We start from the raw sequence: 16,246 nt of genomic DNA, 5'->3' as shown, positions 1-16,246 counted from the left end.
CTTGCGGGGGAAGGGCTGGGGATGGGGGGTAAGTTCGGAGTGAGGTCAAGAAAAATCCGCAACAGCGGTTCACGTAAAGCACCTGAGTGGGTACTTGCAGAAAAGGATGCAGAATAAATGCAGAATAAAAGTCGAAAAATAACCAGAGAAGTCACCCGATGAGCAGCCACATCCAGTCACTCCAACACAAAAAGCTCCTGCCCAGCCCACCCGACTTTCTGACCGATGCCGTGCAGTACGAAGTCATCATGGGTTCCGTGGCGTATGGCGTCAGCAACGACAGTTCCGATATGGACCTCTACGCCTTTGCGATTCCGCCCAAGACCATGATGTTTCCGCATTTGCGCGGCGAAATTCCGGGTTTTGACAGCTACTCGGTGCAATTCGAGCAGTACCAGCAGCACCATATCCGCGATGCGGCGGCGTTGGGTGGCAAGGGGCGGGTGTATGACGTGACGGTGTTTGCGATTGCCAAGTATTTCCGCCTGCTGGCTGACAATAACCCCAACATTATCGACAGCCTGTATGTGCCGGAAAATTGCGTGCTGTATGCCTCGCCCATCGGCAAGCTGGTGCGCGAACGGCGGCAATTGTTCCTGTACAAGGGCTGCTGGGCGAAGTTCAAGGGTTATGCCTACGGGCAGATGCACAAAATCCGTACCAAACAGCCGGAGGGCAAGCGCAAGGAATTGACGGAGCAATTCGGTTACGACGTGAAATTTGCCTATCACGTGGTGCGCTTGTTGGGTGAGGTTGAGCAATTGCTGATGCATCAGGACATGGATTTGCAGCGCGATGCCGAGCAGATGAAAGCGATCCGCCGGGGTGAATGGACGCTGCCGCAACTGGAAGATTACTTTGCCCGCAAGGAAGCCGATCTGGAACGGGTGTATCTCGCCAGCCGCTTGCCGGATGCGCCGGATACTGACGCCATCCGCCAGTTGCTGACGGATTGTCTGGAACAGCATTTCGGCTCGATTAGCGAGGCGGTGAGTCGTCCGCACGCGGCGGAGCGGGCGTTGGAGGAGATTGGGCAGGTGTTGCAACGTTATCAGGGGAAGGTGTAAATGCAGGAACGGATTAATACCAGCATCCGCACGGAAGTGTTGGGCAAGCTGGAGGAGCTGGCTCGCCAGCATCAGGTGACGATTATTAGTGCGATTGAAAGCGGCAGCCGTTCGTGGGGGTTTCCTTCACCGGATAGTGATTACGATGTGCGCTTTGTGTATGCCCATGCGCCGGAGTGGTACATCCAGCTTGACCCGGAACGCGATGTGATCGAACTGCCCGTCAACGCGGTGCTGGATATTGGCGGCTGGGATGTGCGTAAAGCGATGACACTCGCTAACAGCGGCAATAGTGTGATTCAGGAATGGCTGATTTCACCACTGGTTTACCGCGAAGACCCGCAACGGGCGGCGCTGCTGCGTGAGATGGTGGCGCGTACCTTCAACGCCAAGGCGACTTTCCACCATTATAGCGCGATGGCGCACAACATGATTGCTGCGCTGGATGCGCCGGACATCAAGCTGAAGCGGTTTTTTTACATCAGCCGCGCCACGCTGAGTGCGTTGTGGGTGATGCGCGAACACACGATGCCTACCGTGGTGTTCCCGGATTTGTTGCAGGCTTTGACGGATGATGTGGCGGTGCTGGAGGCGTTTCAGCGACAGATTTGGGATAAAGCGACGAAAACTGAGGCGGAAACGGGGGCGGTTGATCCGCTGTGCATGGCGTTTGTGCGGGCGGCGTATCGAGAGGTGATGGCGGCGGATGTGGATAAGTTGCCGCCGCGTCGGAGGGCGTTGGGGAATGGGGATTTGCGGGGGTTTTTGGGACTCAATGTTCAGTAAGCTCGGCAAACATTATTTCTAAATATTGTCGGTGAGGGAAAGCCACACAGTTTTGTCTTGCAGGCGGACTTCGAGGCGGGTTTGATCGTCAGGGGGTAGAGAAGGGGTCACTCCAGTGAATTGTCTACTAATAATTGATTAGAAACCCTTAAAGAATCTTCCATATTTTCCATTTAATCATGAGGTAGCATCATCCGGCGCATAAGCACCGGATTTGTCTATTTTTGACCAATAAAGCATCATCGGTTGATGATATTCATGATTTACCAAGGAAAAGACAATTGCCCCGGATAGCTACGGCAGTGCTGGCGCACAAACTCCCACTGTCCAAAGCGAAAACGGTGATATGCACGCACAAACACCGCTCTAGGGTAGTGACACATATTCATGTCAGTATCCTCTTTGCTATTGAGCGAATTGGACATACCCTATTTTCAGAACTATACTCAGCACGCCAATACAAAGTGGTTCTGCAAATATAGAAAGTGTGGTGCGCTCTGTTCACCTTCTTTCTGTAGGCTACTTAAAAAACTAAGGCTCTGTGTTCCCGCATAGAGCCTTACCTATCTTAATATCCCTTCTCTTTTCAATGCATTAAATGTTACCTGTGCTGCTTGTCCGGTAATGCCAAATTTTTTAGCCATTAGTTCAGGAGTTGAGTATGGGTCAAGATGACGAACATCAACCAGAAGCTCTTGAGCAAACTTGTTGGCTTGCCATTCTGAGTCTTCAATAGTTTGGTGTTTGGTAACTGATTGATTTCTTGCAAAGGCTGGCTCATTTCGATGTAAAAATAAATGTCCTAATTCATGTGCCATAGTAAAACGCCCAAATCCTCCTTTACTTACAGCATCCTCATATACATCTTCTCTTATTTGGATAAGATTTTTCCTCGGAAATGTTAAGCCGTAATCATGAGGCATTTCATTTTCAGCAAGAATCATGAATTCTATAGCCTCATTTGCAGCTAGTTTCTCAACCAGTTCTACAATAGGAAACCATGCTTTTGGGAGATCAAATTCTTGCCTTATCAGATGACTTAGATCTCTTATATCTTTAATATATCGCGGCTTAACCTTGCGTCCTTTATTCATCAATAAAACCACCCTGTTATAATTTACCTAAAAAATCCAGCAAGTCTCCTTGCTGATTTGGGGAAAGATCTCGTACTTTCCTTGCAAATGAACTAACCAACATACGCTCCATTTCTGGAGAATCTTGTAAGTCAAATTTTACTGATGTTTGTGAGTTTGCAGCCGCTTCTCGCAGTTCTACCGTTGCTTTCTCATCCAAAGAGAAATAACTAATCACACTGACAAGTAACTGATCAGTAACATTCTTTTTCCCATTCTCAACAGCAGACAAATACGCACTTGATAAGCCTAACGCTGCTGCCATATCCCCTAATACTTTGCCTCGATCAATCCTGAGTTTACGTACAAATTTTCCAAATGTAGTTGCCATTGCCGCCTAGCCTCCCAGTTAAGTTAAATTATAATGCCATTTTAGGAGAACTTTGTAAACCAAAAAAGGTTAAATCAAGAGTTACACGGTTTGCGTCTGATGTCAACAGTTGCGACTTCATGTGAGTCATTGTTTTTTAGCTGTACATATCCCCAACGCCAGCATCGCATTCTTCACCCCATACAACGCCAGCACATCCCGCAACCACAACCGACACCCTTGCTCTTTAACACTATGATCTGCCGAGCAATCCACCTGCCATTGCCGCAGCACATACCCCGCCATCGCCGCCCGCAGTTTCAAATGCAGCACGCCATCAACCATGCCGTAGTCGCGTTCGGTGATGTCGGGGTGCGGACGCTCAGGGTGCGGCACGATGTCGAGTTCGACAATGCGATTCCACTGGATGTCCTGCGCGGGGAGTTCGTGTTTGGCGGGGTTGCCATCCAGCAGTTCGGTGGATTCCATGCGCGTAAACACAAAGTCGCGGAATTCGCCGGATTTGCGGTCAAAAGCGCGGACGTGCCAGCGCAGCCCGTCATTTGCCAGTGCGAACGGCACGATTTCCCGCTCCGACACCCCGCTGGAATGCGAGAAATAACGCATCCGCACCGCTTTGCGCTGATAAATTGCCCGCGTCACAGGCGCAAGGATGTCAACCACAGGGCGGTTCAACATCGGCGGCAGTTCACACGCCAAAAACGCATCCTGCATCTGGCTGATGCCATCGCCAAACCCTTGCGACAACATCATCAACACCCGCTCGACATTGTGCGCAAACGCAGGCCGAAAGCAACCGCCCAGCACATACGCCTTGCTGCTGCCATCCAGCTTGAGGTTATCGGGGCAAAGCTCGCGGTATTGCGCAAAATCGCGAGTTGCGGCAGCGGGGGCAATCGCAAAGCGATCCATCAAATCCTGACGGCGCACATCCCCCAAAAAGAACAGGCGGAACTCAATGTACGCCAGCCGTTCGCGCTGCGATAGGCTCAGGGAGGCGAGTGCATCAGAAGTGGTTGTCATAGTGTCGGTTTGTTTCATAGCGCATATTATGATGGTTACCATTCCTGAATTCAACAAAATAGGCTACCATACATAACCAATATGATGATGATTTTGAGTGATACGGAGATAAGCCATGAAAAAGGAATTGGTTCACACAGCCCAAGAACGTTATTCAGATGCAGGCGATACAGCTTTGTTCTGCAAACCAACGCAATCCATGAAAGCCCAATGGAACGTGCCAGATAGCCGTCCGCTGGCTGATTTCGCCCCAACCATCATCCTTAAAGCCAAAGACTTCGCCACGGAAATCACCATCTTCAACGCCCGTGAACACAAAATGAAAACAGAAGCCGCTATTTCCAGCGAACACATCACCAACAATCAGGCCGTGCGCAAAACGTTGCTGGAACGCGGTATTCGTCCAGAAAATCTGCCGCCCGCCGAAGATGTGAAAAAAGTGGAACGCCGCTTGGCATCCGAAGAGAAAAAAGTGTTACGGAAACCAGACGTGCTGGATAAGGAGTGAATAGCGCAGTTTGCCCTGCCTTATTGGAGAAACCCACCCACTTTCTACAATAAGAAAATCCATATTGTAGAAAGTGCGTCATTTTCGAGAATAACACCCGTATCTACTATACCTGACTTGGGAGGCAGCCTATTTCCTCTGTCACCCTTTCCCCTTTCTGCCAACAAGAGGCGCTATGCTCGAAACCATCCTCAAAGGCGCGATGATCGCCAGCGGTCTAATCATCGCCATCGGCGCACAAAACGCCTTCGTGCTGAAGCAAGGCTTAGCCCGTCACCACATTTTCTGGGTCGCGCTGATCTGCTTCCTATGCGATGCGGTATTAATGTCGGCAGGCGTATTAGGTTTAGGCGCGTTAATCAAAGACAGCAGCATCGCAACGTGCAGCCTTGCACTATTGGGTTCAGCATTCTTATTTTGGTACGGCTTCAACGCCTTCCGCAGTGCCTATCAAGCCACTAGCCATCTCGAAGCAGCGGCAAGCGATGCCACCAAAACCAGCTTGTCAGCAGTCATCACCACCACCTTTGCGCTGACTTTGCTGAACCCGCACGTATATCTCGATACCGTGGTCATCCTTGGCGGGGTTGCCATCGCCCTACCCTTGCACGACAAGCTCTTATTTCTGCTGGGCGCGGTCAGCGTATCGGGCATCTGGTTTTTCGGGCTAGGCTACGGCGCAAGATTACTCTCGCCCCTCTTCCAAAAGCCCAGAACATGGCAAATCCTCGACATCCTGATCGGCATCATTATGTGGACGATTGCGTGGGGATTGCTTCAAGCCGATCTGTGTTGGTAAGCATTCAGACGCTTTTCCAGCAAGCGAAACGCATACACCAACCCATACGTCATGATCAGGTACAACACCGCAGCGGTGAGATACATTTCATACACCGCAAAGGTTTTCGAGCGGATCAAATCCGCCGCACCCGTCAAATCAATCACCGTAATCGCGCTCACCAACGAGGTGGCTTGCAGCAAAAACACCACCTCATTGCCATACGCAGGCAGCGCAATCCGAAACGCTTTCGGCAAGGTTACACGCCGAAACAGCAACCAACCCGACATCCCAAACGCTTTGCCCGCCTCAATCTCGCCACGCGGCACGGCTTGAATCGCGCCCCGGAAAATTTCCGCCGTATACGCTGCCGTATTCAGCGTCAGGGTCAGCACCGCGCAAAACCACGCATTGCGAAAATACGTCCACAAACCCATATCACTCAGCACGTCACGGAATTGCCCACTGCCGTAATAAATCAGGAACAATTGCACCAGCAACGGCGTACCCCGAAAATAAAACACAAACCCCGCCGTCGGATACTTCAACAAGGGGTTGTGTGACAACCGCGCCAATGCCAGCGGCACAGCCAACAACAAACCAATCGCAAGGCTAAACAAGGTCAGTTGCACGGTGACACCCGCCCCTGCCAGCAATTTCGGTAAACTCTCGCCGATCAATTCCCAGTTCATACGCGCACCCCGCGTTTTGACCACGCTTCAGCGCGTTTCAACACCAACATCGACACCAAGGTAATCGCGAGGAACAGCAGGGACGCAATAAAGTAAAAGGTAAACGGTTCACGGGTAGCGGTGGCGGCGAGTTTGGCATTACGCATTAACTCATCCAACTGAATCAAGGAAATCAGCGCGGTGGCTTTGATCAACACCATCCACACATTGCCCAAACCGGGTAATGCCATGCGCATCGCCAATGGCAATTGCACCCGCCGGAATGCCAGCGTTTTGCTCATGCCAATCGCTCGCGCTGCCTCCATCTGCCCACGCGGGACGGATAAAAACGCCCCGCGCAACACTTCGGTACAAAACGCGCCGTAAATAAAACCGATGGTCATAAAACCCGCCACAAACGGGTTGAGGTCGAGCCGCAACTCATACCCCAACGCCGCCGCGCCATCCTGAATCAGCTTCGGCACACCGTAATACACCAGCAACAGCAGGATCAGCTCCGGCACGCCGCGCACCACCGTGGTATACGTATCCGCCGCCCAATTCGCCAACTTTGAGTGCGAAAACTTACCCCATGCGCCCAGCAATCCGAATAGGATTGCCACGAACATGGCGCACAGCCCCACCAACACGGTCATTTGCAGACCTTGCAGGAGTAACCAACCGTAACCTTGTAAATCCAGCAAGGCTTATTCCCCGTACAAATCGAAGTCGAAGTATTTCTTATTGATTTCGGCGTAAGTGCCATCTTCGCGGATTTTGGCAATTGCCTTGTTGAGCTTTTCTGCTAAAGCGGTATCACCTTTACGGATACCGATGCCGACACCTTCCCCGACGAATTCCACATCCTTGAAATCGCCCCCGACAAATTCGACTTTACCGACATTCTTTTCATCCTTGACCACGGGGGCAAGCACCACCGAATCTGCACACACCAAATCCACGCGCCCTGCCAGCAAATCCAGATTGGCTTCGTCTTGGGTTTTGTACGCCGTTACTTCCACGCTGTCTTTGAATTTGCCGCGAACGAAATTATCCGCTACCACGCCGCTTTGCACGCCGACCATTTTGCCTTTGAGTTTAGCTTCATCGGTGGGGTCAACGTCCGTGCCGACAGCGCGGATGCATTTAATCGGGGTGGTGTAATACTTGCCTGTAAAGTCGATTTTTTCCTTGCGTTCGGCGGTGATCGACATGGAGGCAACGATGGCATCAAACTTTTTCGCATCCAGTGCCGGAATCAAGCCATCCCAATCGGAGGTGACCCATTCACACTCAGTTGCCATCGCTTTGCATAAAGCATTGCCGATGTCGATGTCAAAGCCTGCTAACTTGCCATCTTTGTCCACGGTATTGAACGGGGCATACGCGCCTTCCGTGCCGAGGCGTAGTTTGTCTTCAGCTTGCGCCGTACCAGCCACAGCCAGTGCCAGTACAGCGCTCGACAGTAAGGTAGTGAGTAGTTTCATGGTTGTCTCCTGTTGGGTTATTTGAGCTGGGTGGCGAGAAATTGCTGGCAACGTTCTGAACGTGGATTGTTGAATACCTGTTCGGGGCTACCTTGCTCCTCGATTTGCCCTTGGTGCAAAAAGATGACTTGGGAGGATACTTCCCGCGCAAAGCCCATTTCGTGGGTCACGACCAGCATGGTCATGCCTTCGTCGGCAAGCTGGCGCATGACGCGCAACACTTCACCGACCAATTCGGGGTCAAGCGCAGAAGTGGGTTCATCGAACAGCATCACGGCGGGTTTCATCGCTAGCGCTCGCGCAATCGCCACGCGCTGCTGTTGTCCACCGGATAAGTGATCGGGGTAGCTGTCCGCTTTGTTGGCAATACCGACTTTGTTAAGCAATTCCATCGCGTATTCTTTGGCTTCCGCTTTAGGAATGCCGAGCACATGCACGGGTGCTTCGATAATGTTTTCCAAAATGGTGCGGTGACTCCACAGGTTAAAACCTTGGAACACCATGCCTAAGCGGGTGCGGATGTGGTCGACTTGTTTTTGGCTTTTGGGAACGGTTTTACCGTGGCGGTCATGGATCATTTCGATGCGTTCGCCGGTCACGTAGACCTCGCCTTCGTCGGGCGTTTCGAGCAGATTGATGCAGCGTAACAGGGTACTTTTACCAGAGCCGCTAGAGCCGAGGAGGGAAATCACATCGCCTTTGTGGGCGGTTAGCGAGATGCCATTGAGGACGGTTAAATCACCGAAGCGTTTTTTGATATTGTTGACGACGAGGGCGTGTTCCGGGGGCATTCAGATGAACTCTCTCTAGCAACGGTAACGAAGAGCAAGCAATAAAACAATCAGGGCAAGAAAGCAAGCAATTGCTTGATGTCCGTCATAAAATCCCTTGAGTGTTAAGCAGGAAAACCTGCATAACGCTATGCTGCCTTGAAATAGTGCGGGGTACTCGGCTGATGCACTCTCGTGAAGCGATAGGATGATGGTGATTAACACTGGCACACATCTTGCTTTGCAGTTTGCTATTCATCTGACGCGTAAGCCGTATTGTTGGGTGGTGGTGTTGATTTTTTATTACAATTGAAATACTTGAGGTGTCGTATGCAAAAAGCCAAAAAGATGTTCGCTACCAGTCTTGTAGCCCTGCTAGCCGCAACTGCGTTTGCTGCTCCGTCTGCACAGGCGGGTACTGAAGTATCGGCTTCTGTAGGTGTTGCCAATATGTACTTGTGGCGCGGTTATGATCTGGGTCATGGCGATGCTGCCATTTCGGGTGATTTGAAACTGAAGCATGATTCTGGCGCTTATGCAGGTATCTGGGGTTCTTCCGGCGATGCGACAGGCGGCAATGAGTATGACTTGTACGGCGGTTGGGCCGGTAAGGTCGGGAAAGTGGATGTGGATGCCAGCCTCTGGTCTTATGTTTACCCCGATAATAAAGGTACTTATACCAATGATGACGGTGAACCCGCTAATGCACCGGGCGACTTGATGGATGTCGTCGTCTCCGCAGGCTATGGCCCTGTGAAAGCGACGCTATACGAAACGGTCGCAGGCGATGATGCAGCGGAATCCCGTTACGCCTCCGTTGCTTACACCAAAGGGAAATACTCTGCCCTTTACGGGCAACACAGCAAGGAAGGCGCGGCGAATCCCGGTCATGTTCAAGTCGGTTATCAATACAACGACAACCTCAGTTTTGCGATGAGCAAATTCGTGGTGGATAGCGACACGGTGGATGAAGATCCACAATTCTTGGTGAGCTACAGCATACCGTTGACTAAATAATAGCAACACACTATCAGCCATGTGTTGAGAAAAAGGGATGCAACGCGCATCCCTTTTTTTATGCCCACTGCCTTATTGCAGGGCATTAATGCCACAAACGTTGTTTTTTTGCATCGACTTGGTGCGCAAATACAACGACTGCAATCTCTGGCACGCTTTGTGCTTATTCCTGAACAGATTACACCTTTCATCCATCATTCAGGAGTGACCCAATGTTTCTTAATAACGTTTTCAAACGCACTTTGTTGGTTGTCAGTATGGCTGCGGCGCTGGGTGCATCCAGCTTAGCAATGGCGGATGGCGATACCATCAAGGTCGGCGTGTTGCATTCCCTCTCCGGCACCATGGCGATCAGTGAAACGACCCTGAAAGACACCATGCTGATGCTGATTGATGAACAAAACAAAAAAGGCGGCGTACTGGGCAAGAAGCTGGAAGCAGTTGTAGTTGACCCAGCCTCCAACTGGCCATTGTTTGCGGAAAAAGCGCGTGACTTGATCGAGAAAGACAAAGTTGCCGCAACCTTCGGTTGCTGGACATCGGTTTCCCGCAAATCCGTATTGCCCGTGTTTGAAGAAAAAAACAGCCTGCTATTCTACCCCGTACAATACGAAGGTGAAGAATCCTCCAAAAACGTGTTCTATACCGGTGCAGCGCCGAACCAACAAGCCATCCCCGCTGTTGATTACCTGATGAAAGAAGGCGAAGTGAAACGCTGGGTATTGGCAGGTACAGACTACGTTTACCCACGCACCACCAACAAGATTCTGGAAGCGTATCTGAAATCCAAAGGTGTCGACGAAAAAGACATCATGATCAACTACACCCCGTTCGGTCATTCTGATTGGCAGTCCATCGTGGCTGACATCAAGAAATTCGGCGGCGAAGGCAAGAAAACCGCCGTGGTTTCCACCATCAACGGTGATGCCAACGTACCGTTCTACAAAGAACTCGGCAACCAAGGCATTTCTGCGGAAGACATCCCTGTCGTAGCCTTCTCGGTGGGTGAAGAAGAACTTTCCGGTATCGACACCAAGCCACTGGTCGGTCACTTGGCGGCATGGAACTACTTCATGAGCGTCGAAAATGACGGCAATAAAGAGTTCATCAAACAGTGGAAGGCATACACCAAAAACGACAAGCGCGTTACCAACGACCCAATGGAAGCGCACGTCATCGGCTTCAAGATGTGGGTAAAAGCGGTTGAACAAGCCAAATCCACCGACACCGACAAAGTGGCTGAAGCCATGATCGGGCAGGAAGTGCCTAACCTCACCGGCGGTACAGCGAAAATGCTGCCTAACCACCATTTGACTAAACCCGTGCTGATTGGCGAAATCCAAGCAGATGGTCAGTTTGAAGTCGTCTCCAAAACCCCTGAAGTACCGGGCGACGCATGGTCTGACTTCTTGCCGGATTCCAAAAACATCGTCGCTGACTGGACAGGCAAAGAAACCGACGGCAAACCGTGCGGCAACTTCAACACCGAAACCAAGAAGTGTTCCGGGCAGAAATACGAATAAATACCCCCCATCCTAACCTTCCCCCGCAAGGGGGGAAGGAACAAGAGGGTACTCCCTTCTTTCTCTTGACTCCCTTCACCCCTTGCGGGGGGCGAAGCGCCGCGTTCAAGCGGCTGGGACGGGCTGGGGATGGGGGGAACTCTTTCTCGGTATTCAGGAAATAGTATGCTGAAAACGTATGATTTCACCCGCCTTTTGCTATTGAGCGTGTTGTTGTGGGTTTGCCCACCGCTACAAGCTGAGCAGCAAAGTGCAACCCTCACCCAAGCTGTTCCGCTCTTTCAGGCAGCCTCTTTCGACAAAACCCGCGAGGCAGTCGACTTGTTGGCAGTGAGCGGCGACGCTGAAGCCGTGCCGTATTTGCAAGCCTTGCTCGACGGGCAACTCTACCAACACAAAGCACAAGGAACGCTAGTCATCGCCAAGGATGGCAACACTGGCGATGAATTACGCAAAATTCCTACCAATAACAGTTTGCGCAAATACGTGCGGGCGGCAGTGGGACAACTCAGTTTAAGCCACCCCGATGCCGTAGTACGCCTCAAGTCCGCCAATGGTTTACTGGAAACGGTTACGCCAGAAATGGCAGCGCAATTACGCGGCTTGCTGGACAAAGAAACCGACTCCGCCGTCAAAGAAGCCCTGTCACTCGGTTTGGCAATGGCGGATTTGAATGCAGCCGATAAAGCGGTGCGGCTAACGGCGATTGAATCATTAGCAGGCAATTTACACCCCGGTGTGCGCAATCGTTTGACCACCATGACCACCGATAGCGATACGGAGGTTGCCAAAGCCGCGCAGGAAGCCTTGCGCAGTATTGAAGACACCGCAGCGTTGTACGGTCATGTCGAAACACTGTTTTTTGGCTTGAGCCTTGGTTCGGTGCTGGTGCTGGCGGCGATTGGCTTGGCAATTACCTTTGGCGTGATGGGCGTAATCAATATGGCGCACGGCGAGCTGATCATGCTGGGGGCGTATACCACCTACATCGTGCAACAACTCATGCCCCACGCCATTGATTACTCGCTGTTTGTGGCAGTACCTGCGGCATTCATTGTCTCCGGTGCAATGGGGATTTTGATCGAACGTACTGTGATCCGCCATTTGTACGGGCGTCCGCTGGAAACCTTGCTGGCAACGTTTGGGATTAGCTTGATCCTGCAACAACTGGTGCGCACGGTGATTTCACCGCAAAACGTGCCGGTTTCCAATCCGTCATGGATGTCGGGTTCGTTGGAAATCAATAGCGTGTTGTCGCTGACCTATAACCGCCTCTACATCGTGCTGTTTTGCCTGCTGGTGTTTGCGCTGCTGTATTTCGTATTGCGCAATACCAATCTGGGTTTGCAGGTACGGGCGGTATCGCAGAATCGGGCAATGGCGCGGGCAATGGGGGTGCGTTCGGCGCGAGTCGATGCGCTCACTTTCGGTCTGGGTTCGGGCATTGCGGGTGTCGCGGGTGTCGCACTCAGTCAGTTAACCAACGTTGGTCCCAACTTAGGACAGTCTTACATCATCGATTCGTTCATGGTGGTGGTGTTCGGCGGGGTCGGCAATTTGTGGGGAACGCTGGTGGCAGGTTTGTCGCTGGGCGTGGTCAACAAGGTGCTGGAACCGTGGGCCGGGGCAGTGCTTGCCAAAATTCTGGTGCTGGTGTTCATTATTTTGTTCATCCAGAAACGTCCACGCGGGTTGTTCCCGCAAAAAGGTCGGGCAGCGGGGGATTAAGTCATGTTCATCACACGTATTCTGCAAAACGATCGGGGTGGGCAAATCATGCTGGCGGTACTCGCGCTGGTGTTGGTGCTTGTCCCTGTACTGAACTTGCTCGTGCCGGAAGGCAATTTTCTGCACATGCCGACGTATTTGGTAACGTTACTCGGCAAGTATTTGACCTACGCACTGTTAGCCGTAGCGGTGGATTTGGTGTGGGGGTATCTGGGAATCCTCAGCCTCGGACACGGGGCATTCTTTGCCCTCGGCGGTTACGCGATGGGCATGTATTTGATGCGCCAAATCGGGGATCGCGGCGTGTATGGCAATGCCAACTTACCGGATTTCATGGTGTTTCTGAACTGGAAGGAACTGCCGTGGTTTTGGCAGGGCTTTGATATGTTCTGGTTTGCGATGCTGATGGTCTTGCTCGTACCGGGGTTGCTGGCGTTTGTGTTTGGCTGGTTGGCGTTTCGCTCACGGGTGACAGGCGTGTATTTGTCGATCATTACCCAAGCGCTCACTTACGCGCTGTTGCTGGCGTTTTTCCGCAATGAAATGGGGTTTGGCGGCAATAACGGCTTGACCGACTTTAAAGATATTCTCGGTTTCAGCCTGCAATCGGACAATACGCGCATGACTTTGTTCGTGCTGTCGGGACTGGCGTTGGCAGGCGGCTATTTGCTGTGCCGTTACATTATCAACTCCAAGCTGGGGCGGATTGTGGTGGCGATTCGTGATGCGGAAAGCCGTACCCGTTTCGTTGGCTACCGTGTTGAGCACTACAAGGTGTGGGTGTTTACCGTGTCGGCAATGTTGGCAGGTGTCGCGGGGGCGTTGTACGTGCCGCAAGTCGGCATTATCAACCCCGGCGAATTTTCCCCGCTCAACTCGATTGAAATCGTGATTTGGGTGGCGATTGGCGGGCGTGCCACGCTCTACGGCGCGGTGTTGGGCGCGATTCTGGTCAACTACGCCAAAACGGTGTTCACGGGACTGATGCCGGAATCGTGGATTTTCATGTTAGGTGCATTATTCGTGCTGGTCACGCTGTATTTGCCGCAAGGCTTGGCGGGGCTGGTGCAACAGTTTCAAGCGAAAGGCTGGTTACAACGGAGGGCTGCGGCATGAGTGAAGGCGCACATTTACGCCAACCGGAAGCGGGGCAACCGGATGCCAGCCACAAGGCGATTCTGTATCTGGAAGGGTTGAACGTCAGCTTTGACGGTTTCAAGGCTATCAATGACCTGACGCTGTACATTGATTCCGGCGAATTGCGTTGCATCATCGGCCCCAACGGTGCGGGCAAAACCACCATGATGGACATTATCACCGGCAAAACCCGTCCCAATAGCGGGCAGGCGTGGTTCGGGCAAACGGTGGATTTGCTGAAACTCTCCGAACCCGAAATCGCCAACGCCGGTATCGGGCGCAAATTCCAGAAACCCACCGTGTTCGAGTCGCACAGCGTTGCCGAAAATCTGGAACTAGCGATGCACGGCAATAAAAGCGTGTGGTACAGCCTCCGTGCCCGGTTAAGCGGCGAACAGCAAGCCCTGATCGACGCAACCTTGCACACCATCGGCTTGACTGACCATTACCATCAGCAAGCTGGCGCATTATCCCACGGGCAAAAGCAATGGCTGGAAATCGGCATGTTGCTGGTGCAAAAACCGCATTTGTTGCTGGTTGACGAGCCTGTGGCGGGAATGACGCATCAGGAAATGGAGCGTACTGCCGAATTGCTCACCTCCTTGGCAGGCAAACATTCGGTGGTCGTGGTGGAACATGACATGGATTTTGTGCGTTCCATCGCCAACAAAGTCACGGTGTTACACCAAGGCAGCGTGTTAGCCGAAGGCACAATGGACGACGTACAAAACGATCAGCGCGTGATCGAAGTGTATCTGGGGGAATAAATGCTCAAAGTCGAACAACTCAACCAGTATTACGGCGAAAGCCACACGCTGTGGGATCTGGAAATGCACGTCCCGGAAGGGCAATGCACCGTGCTGATGGGGCGCAATGGCGTGGGTAAAACCACCTTGCTCCAGTGCATCATGGGCTTGATCAAAGCACGGGATGGCGTGATTCAGTATCAAGGGCAAAACCTGCTGGGGGTGGATGCGGAAAAGCGTGCCAACCTCGGCATTGGTTACGTGCCACAAGGGCGGCAGATTTTTCCGCTACTGACGGTGGAGGAGAATTTGCTGATTGGTTTGCCAGCGCGGCGTGACAAGGTGCGCAGCATTCCGCCGTTCATTTTTGAGCTGTTCCCGGTGTTGAAGGAAATGCTGGGGCGGCGTGGCGGCGACTTGTCCGGCGGGCAACAGCAACAGTTGGCGATTGGGCGGGCGTTGGTGCTTGACCCGAAATTGCTGATTCTCGACGAACCGACCGAAGGGATTCAGCCGAATATCGTGGCGGAAATCGGCGACATTATCCGCAAGCTCAATAAAGACATTGGGCTGACTGTGTTGCTGGTGGAACAGAAATTGCCGTTTGCGCGGAAAGTGGGCGATCGGTTTTGTATTCTGGATCGCGGGCGGCGCGTGGCGGAGGGGGAGATGCACACGCTGGATGACATGCTGATTCAGCGGTATCTTACAGTGTGACCATAACTACTACCACGCAAGGCTGGCAAGCCAAACTGCAACTCGGTTTCGAGCAGCGTAGCACCAAAACCGTGCTTGCCAGCCGTTCCCAGCGGGGGCCGTTGGCGGTGCAACGCCCGTTTTACCCCGAAGGTGATGTTTGCCACGCCTACGTGCTACACCCGCCCGGCGGTGTCGTGGGCGGTGATTGTTTGCAGATGGACTTTCAGGTTGACCCCGCCGCCCATGCGCTGCTTACCACGCCCGGTGCAACCAAGTTTTACCGCAGCGCCGGACTACAAGCGCAACAACACCAACATTTCCACGTCACGCAAGGCTGTCTGGAGTGGTTGCCGCAGGAAAACATCTTTTTCCCCGGCGCAAATACAGCCTTGCACAGCGCGATTCATTTGGATGCGACGGCGCAATACATCGGCTGGGAAATCCACTGCCTCGGTCGCCCCGTGATTGGCGAAACTTTCGCACAAGGCAGGGCATTATTCAGAACCGCACTGTATCGTGACGGCAAACCGCTATTACTGGATCGCTTGCTGATTGCCGACGAAACCGCTTTGCACACCGCCGCCGGATTACGCGGGCAACCCGTCATGGCAACGCTGTTGGCTACCCCTGCCACGCCGGAACTACTCGAAGCCGTGCGCCCACATTGTCAAGACATTGCCAACGGCAGTGCTGGCGTAACTTTATTCAACGGTGTATTGGTCGTGCGTTACCTCGGCAATAGCACCGCGCAAGCACAGCGCTTATTCCGGCAGCTTTGGCAGATTATCCGTCCCTTGGTCACGGGGCGCTCCGCCACACCGCCGCGCATCTGGAATACTTAG

18 protein-coding genes are annotated in these 16,246 nt (G+C 52.6%); 11 read left to right on the top strand and 7 right to left on the bottom strand.

The features are described from left to right. Positions 1-158: 158 nt before the first annotated feature. Entirely contained in the window at positions 159-1,067 is a 909-nt protein-coding gene (locus tag J1836_RS08240; RefSeq protein WP_207250647.1) for a nucleotidyltransferase domain-containing protein, read from the top strand. Continuing rightward, entirely contained in the window at positions 1,068-1,853 is a 786-nt protein-coding gene (locus J1836_RS08235; RefSeq protein ID WP_207250645.1) for a nucleotidyltransferase domain-containing protein, read from the top strand. A gap of 563 nt (positions 1,854-2,416) precedes the next feature. Here J1836_RS08235 and J1836_RS08230 read toward each other — a convergent pair. The 3 genes from J1836_RS08230 to J1836_RS08220 form a co-directional block, all read right to left on the bottom strand. Next, on the bottom strand, positions 2,417-2,947 hold the full coding sequence (locus J1836_RS08230) for an ImmA/IrrE family metallo-endopeptidase (RefSeq protein WP_207250643.1): 531 nt from the start codon (positions 2,945-2,947) through the stop codon (positions 2,417-2,419). A gap of 16 nt (positions 2,948-2,963) precedes the next feature. Then, positions 2,964-3,317, bottom strand: a complete 354-nt coding sequence (locus J1836_RS08225; RefSeq protein WP_207250642.1) for a helix-turn-helix domain-containing protein — start codon at positions 3,315-3,317, stop codon at positions 2,964-2,966. Positions 3,318-3,443: 126 nt separating this feature from the next. Continuing rightward, a complete protein-coding gene (locus tag J1836_RS08220) occupies positions 3,444-4,340 on the bottom strand; it encodes a WYL domain-containing protein (RefSeq protein WP_207250641.1) in 897 nt (298 codons plus the stop codon). Positions 4,341-4,455: 115 nt separating this feature from the next. On the opposite strand from J1836_RS08220, the gene J1836_RS08215 reads away from it, so the two are divergent. Both J1836_RS08215 and J1836_RS08210 read left to right on the top strand, forming a co-directional pair. Continuing rightward, positions 4,456-4,848, top strand: coding sequence for a hypothetical protein (locus J1836_RS08215; RefSeq protein WP_207250634.1), 393 nt, complete (start codon positions 4,456-4,458; stop codon positions 4,846-4,848). 175 nt (positions 4,849-5,023) lie between these two features. Continuing rightward, positions 5,024-5,647: a LysE/ArgO family amino acid transporter gene (locus tag J1836_RS08210; RefSeq protein WP_207250633.1), complete on the top strand. Its 624-nt coding sequence runs from the start codon at positions 5,024-5,026 to the stop codon at positions 5,645-5,647. Here the strand turns inward: J1836_RS08210 and J1836_RS08205 are convergent. Genes J1836_RS08205 through J1836_RS08190 form a run of 4 tightly spaced genes read right to left on the bottom strand, consistent with a single transcriptional unit; the run spans position 5,626 to position 8,575 of the window. Continuing rightward, the gene (locus J1836_RS08205; protein ID WP_207250632.1) at positions 5,626-6,318 is read right to left on the bottom strand and encodes an ABC transporter permease; all 693 of its coding nucleotides are present in this window, start codon (positions 6,316-6,318) and stop codon (positions 5,626-5,628) included. The genes J1836_RS08210 and J1836_RS08205 overlap by 22 nt on opposite strands. Beyond that, positions 6,315-7,001 carry an ABC transporter permease gene (locus tag J1836_RS08200; protein ID WP_207250631.1) on the bottom strand — a complete coding sequence of 229 codons (687 nt, stop codon included), beginning with the start codon at positions 6,999-7,001 and terminating at the stop codon, positions 6,315-6,317. The genes J1836_RS08205 and J1836_RS08200 overlap by 4 nt, the downstream gene beginning before the upstream one ends. A gap of 3 nt (positions 7,002-7,004) precedes the next feature. Further along, the gene (locus J1836_RS08195; RefSeq protein WP_207250630.1) at positions 7,005-7,784 is read right to left on the bottom strand and encodes a lysine/arginine/ornithine ABC transporter substrate-binding protein; all 780 of its coding nucleotides are present in this window, start codon (positions 7,782-7,784) and stop codon (positions 7,005-7,007) included. A gap of 17 nt (positions 7,785-7,801) precedes the next feature. After that, entirely contained in the window at positions 7,802-8,575 is a 774-nt protein-coding gene (locus J1836_RS08190; RefSeq protein WP_207250629.1) for an ABC transporter ATP-binding protein, read from the bottom strand. A gap of 309 nt (positions 8,576-8,884) precedes the next feature. On the opposite strand from J1836_RS08190, the gene J1836_RS08185 reads away from it, so the two are divergent. The 7 genes from J1836_RS08185 to J1836_RS08155 all read left to right on the top strand — a co-directional run bounded on the left by J1836_RS08185 (position 8,885) and on the right by J1836_RS08155 (position 16,246). After that, positions 8,885-9,571 carry a TorF family putative porin gene (locus J1836_RS08185; protein WP_207250625.1) on the top strand — a complete coding sequence of 229 codons (687 nt, stop codon included), beginning with the start codon at positions 8,885-8,887 and terminating at the stop codon, positions 9,569-9,571. Positions 9,572-9,783: 212 nt separating this feature from the next. Next, positions 9,784-11,094 carry an urea ABC transporter substrate-binding protein gene (gene urtA, locus J1836_RS08180; protein WP_207250623.1) on the top strand — a complete coding sequence of 437 codons (1,311 nt, stop codon included), beginning with the start codon at positions 9,784-9,786 and terminating at the stop codon, positions 11,092-11,094. 165 nt (positions 11,095-11,259) lie between these two features. Next, positions 11,260-12,822, top strand: a complete 1,563-nt coding sequence (gene urtB, locus J1836_RS08175) for an urea ABC transporter permease subunit UrtB (protein WP_207250620.1) — start codon at positions 11,260-11,262, stop codon at positions 12,820-12,822. A 3-nt stretch (positions 12,823-12,825) separates the two neighbouring features. Beyond that, a complete protein-coding gene (urtC, locus tag J1836_RS08170; RefSeq protein WP_207250618.1) occupies positions 12,826-13,938 on the top strand; it encodes an urea ABC transporter permease subunit UrtC in 1,113 nt (370 codons plus the stop codon). Further along, positions 13,935-14,726, top strand: a complete 792-nt coding sequence (urtD, locus tag J1836_RS08165; RefSeq protein ID WP_207250610.1) for an urea ABC transporter ATP-binding protein UrtD — start codon at positions 13,935-13,937, stop codon at positions 14,724-14,726. The genes urtC and urtD overlap by 4 nt, the downstream gene beginning before the upstream one ends. Next, positions 14,727-15,422 carry an urea ABC transporter ATP-binding subunit UrtE gene (gene urtE, locus J1836_RS08160; protein ID WP_207250602.1) on the top strand — a complete coding sequence of 232 codons (696 nt, stop codon included), beginning with the start codon at positions 14,727-14,729 and terminating at the stop codon, positions 15,420-15,422. Further along, the gene (locus J1836_RS08155; protein WP_207250600.1) at positions 15,419-16,246 is read left to right on the top strand and encodes an urease accessory protein UreD; all 828 of its coding nucleotides are present in this window, start codon (positions 15,419-15,421) and stop codon (positions 16,244-16,246) included. The genes urtE and J1836_RS08155 overlap by 4 nt, the downstream gene beginning before the upstream one ends.

It is taken from the genome of Thiothrix fructosivorans (genome assembly GCF_017349355.1).
Classification (GTDB): Bacteria; Pseudomonadota; Gammaproteobacteria; order Thiotrichales; family Thiotrichaceae; genus Thiothrix; species Thiothrix fructosivorans.
Note: the sequence above shows the minus strand (reverse complement) of the source record. Positions and strands in the feature narration are given on the sequence as shown.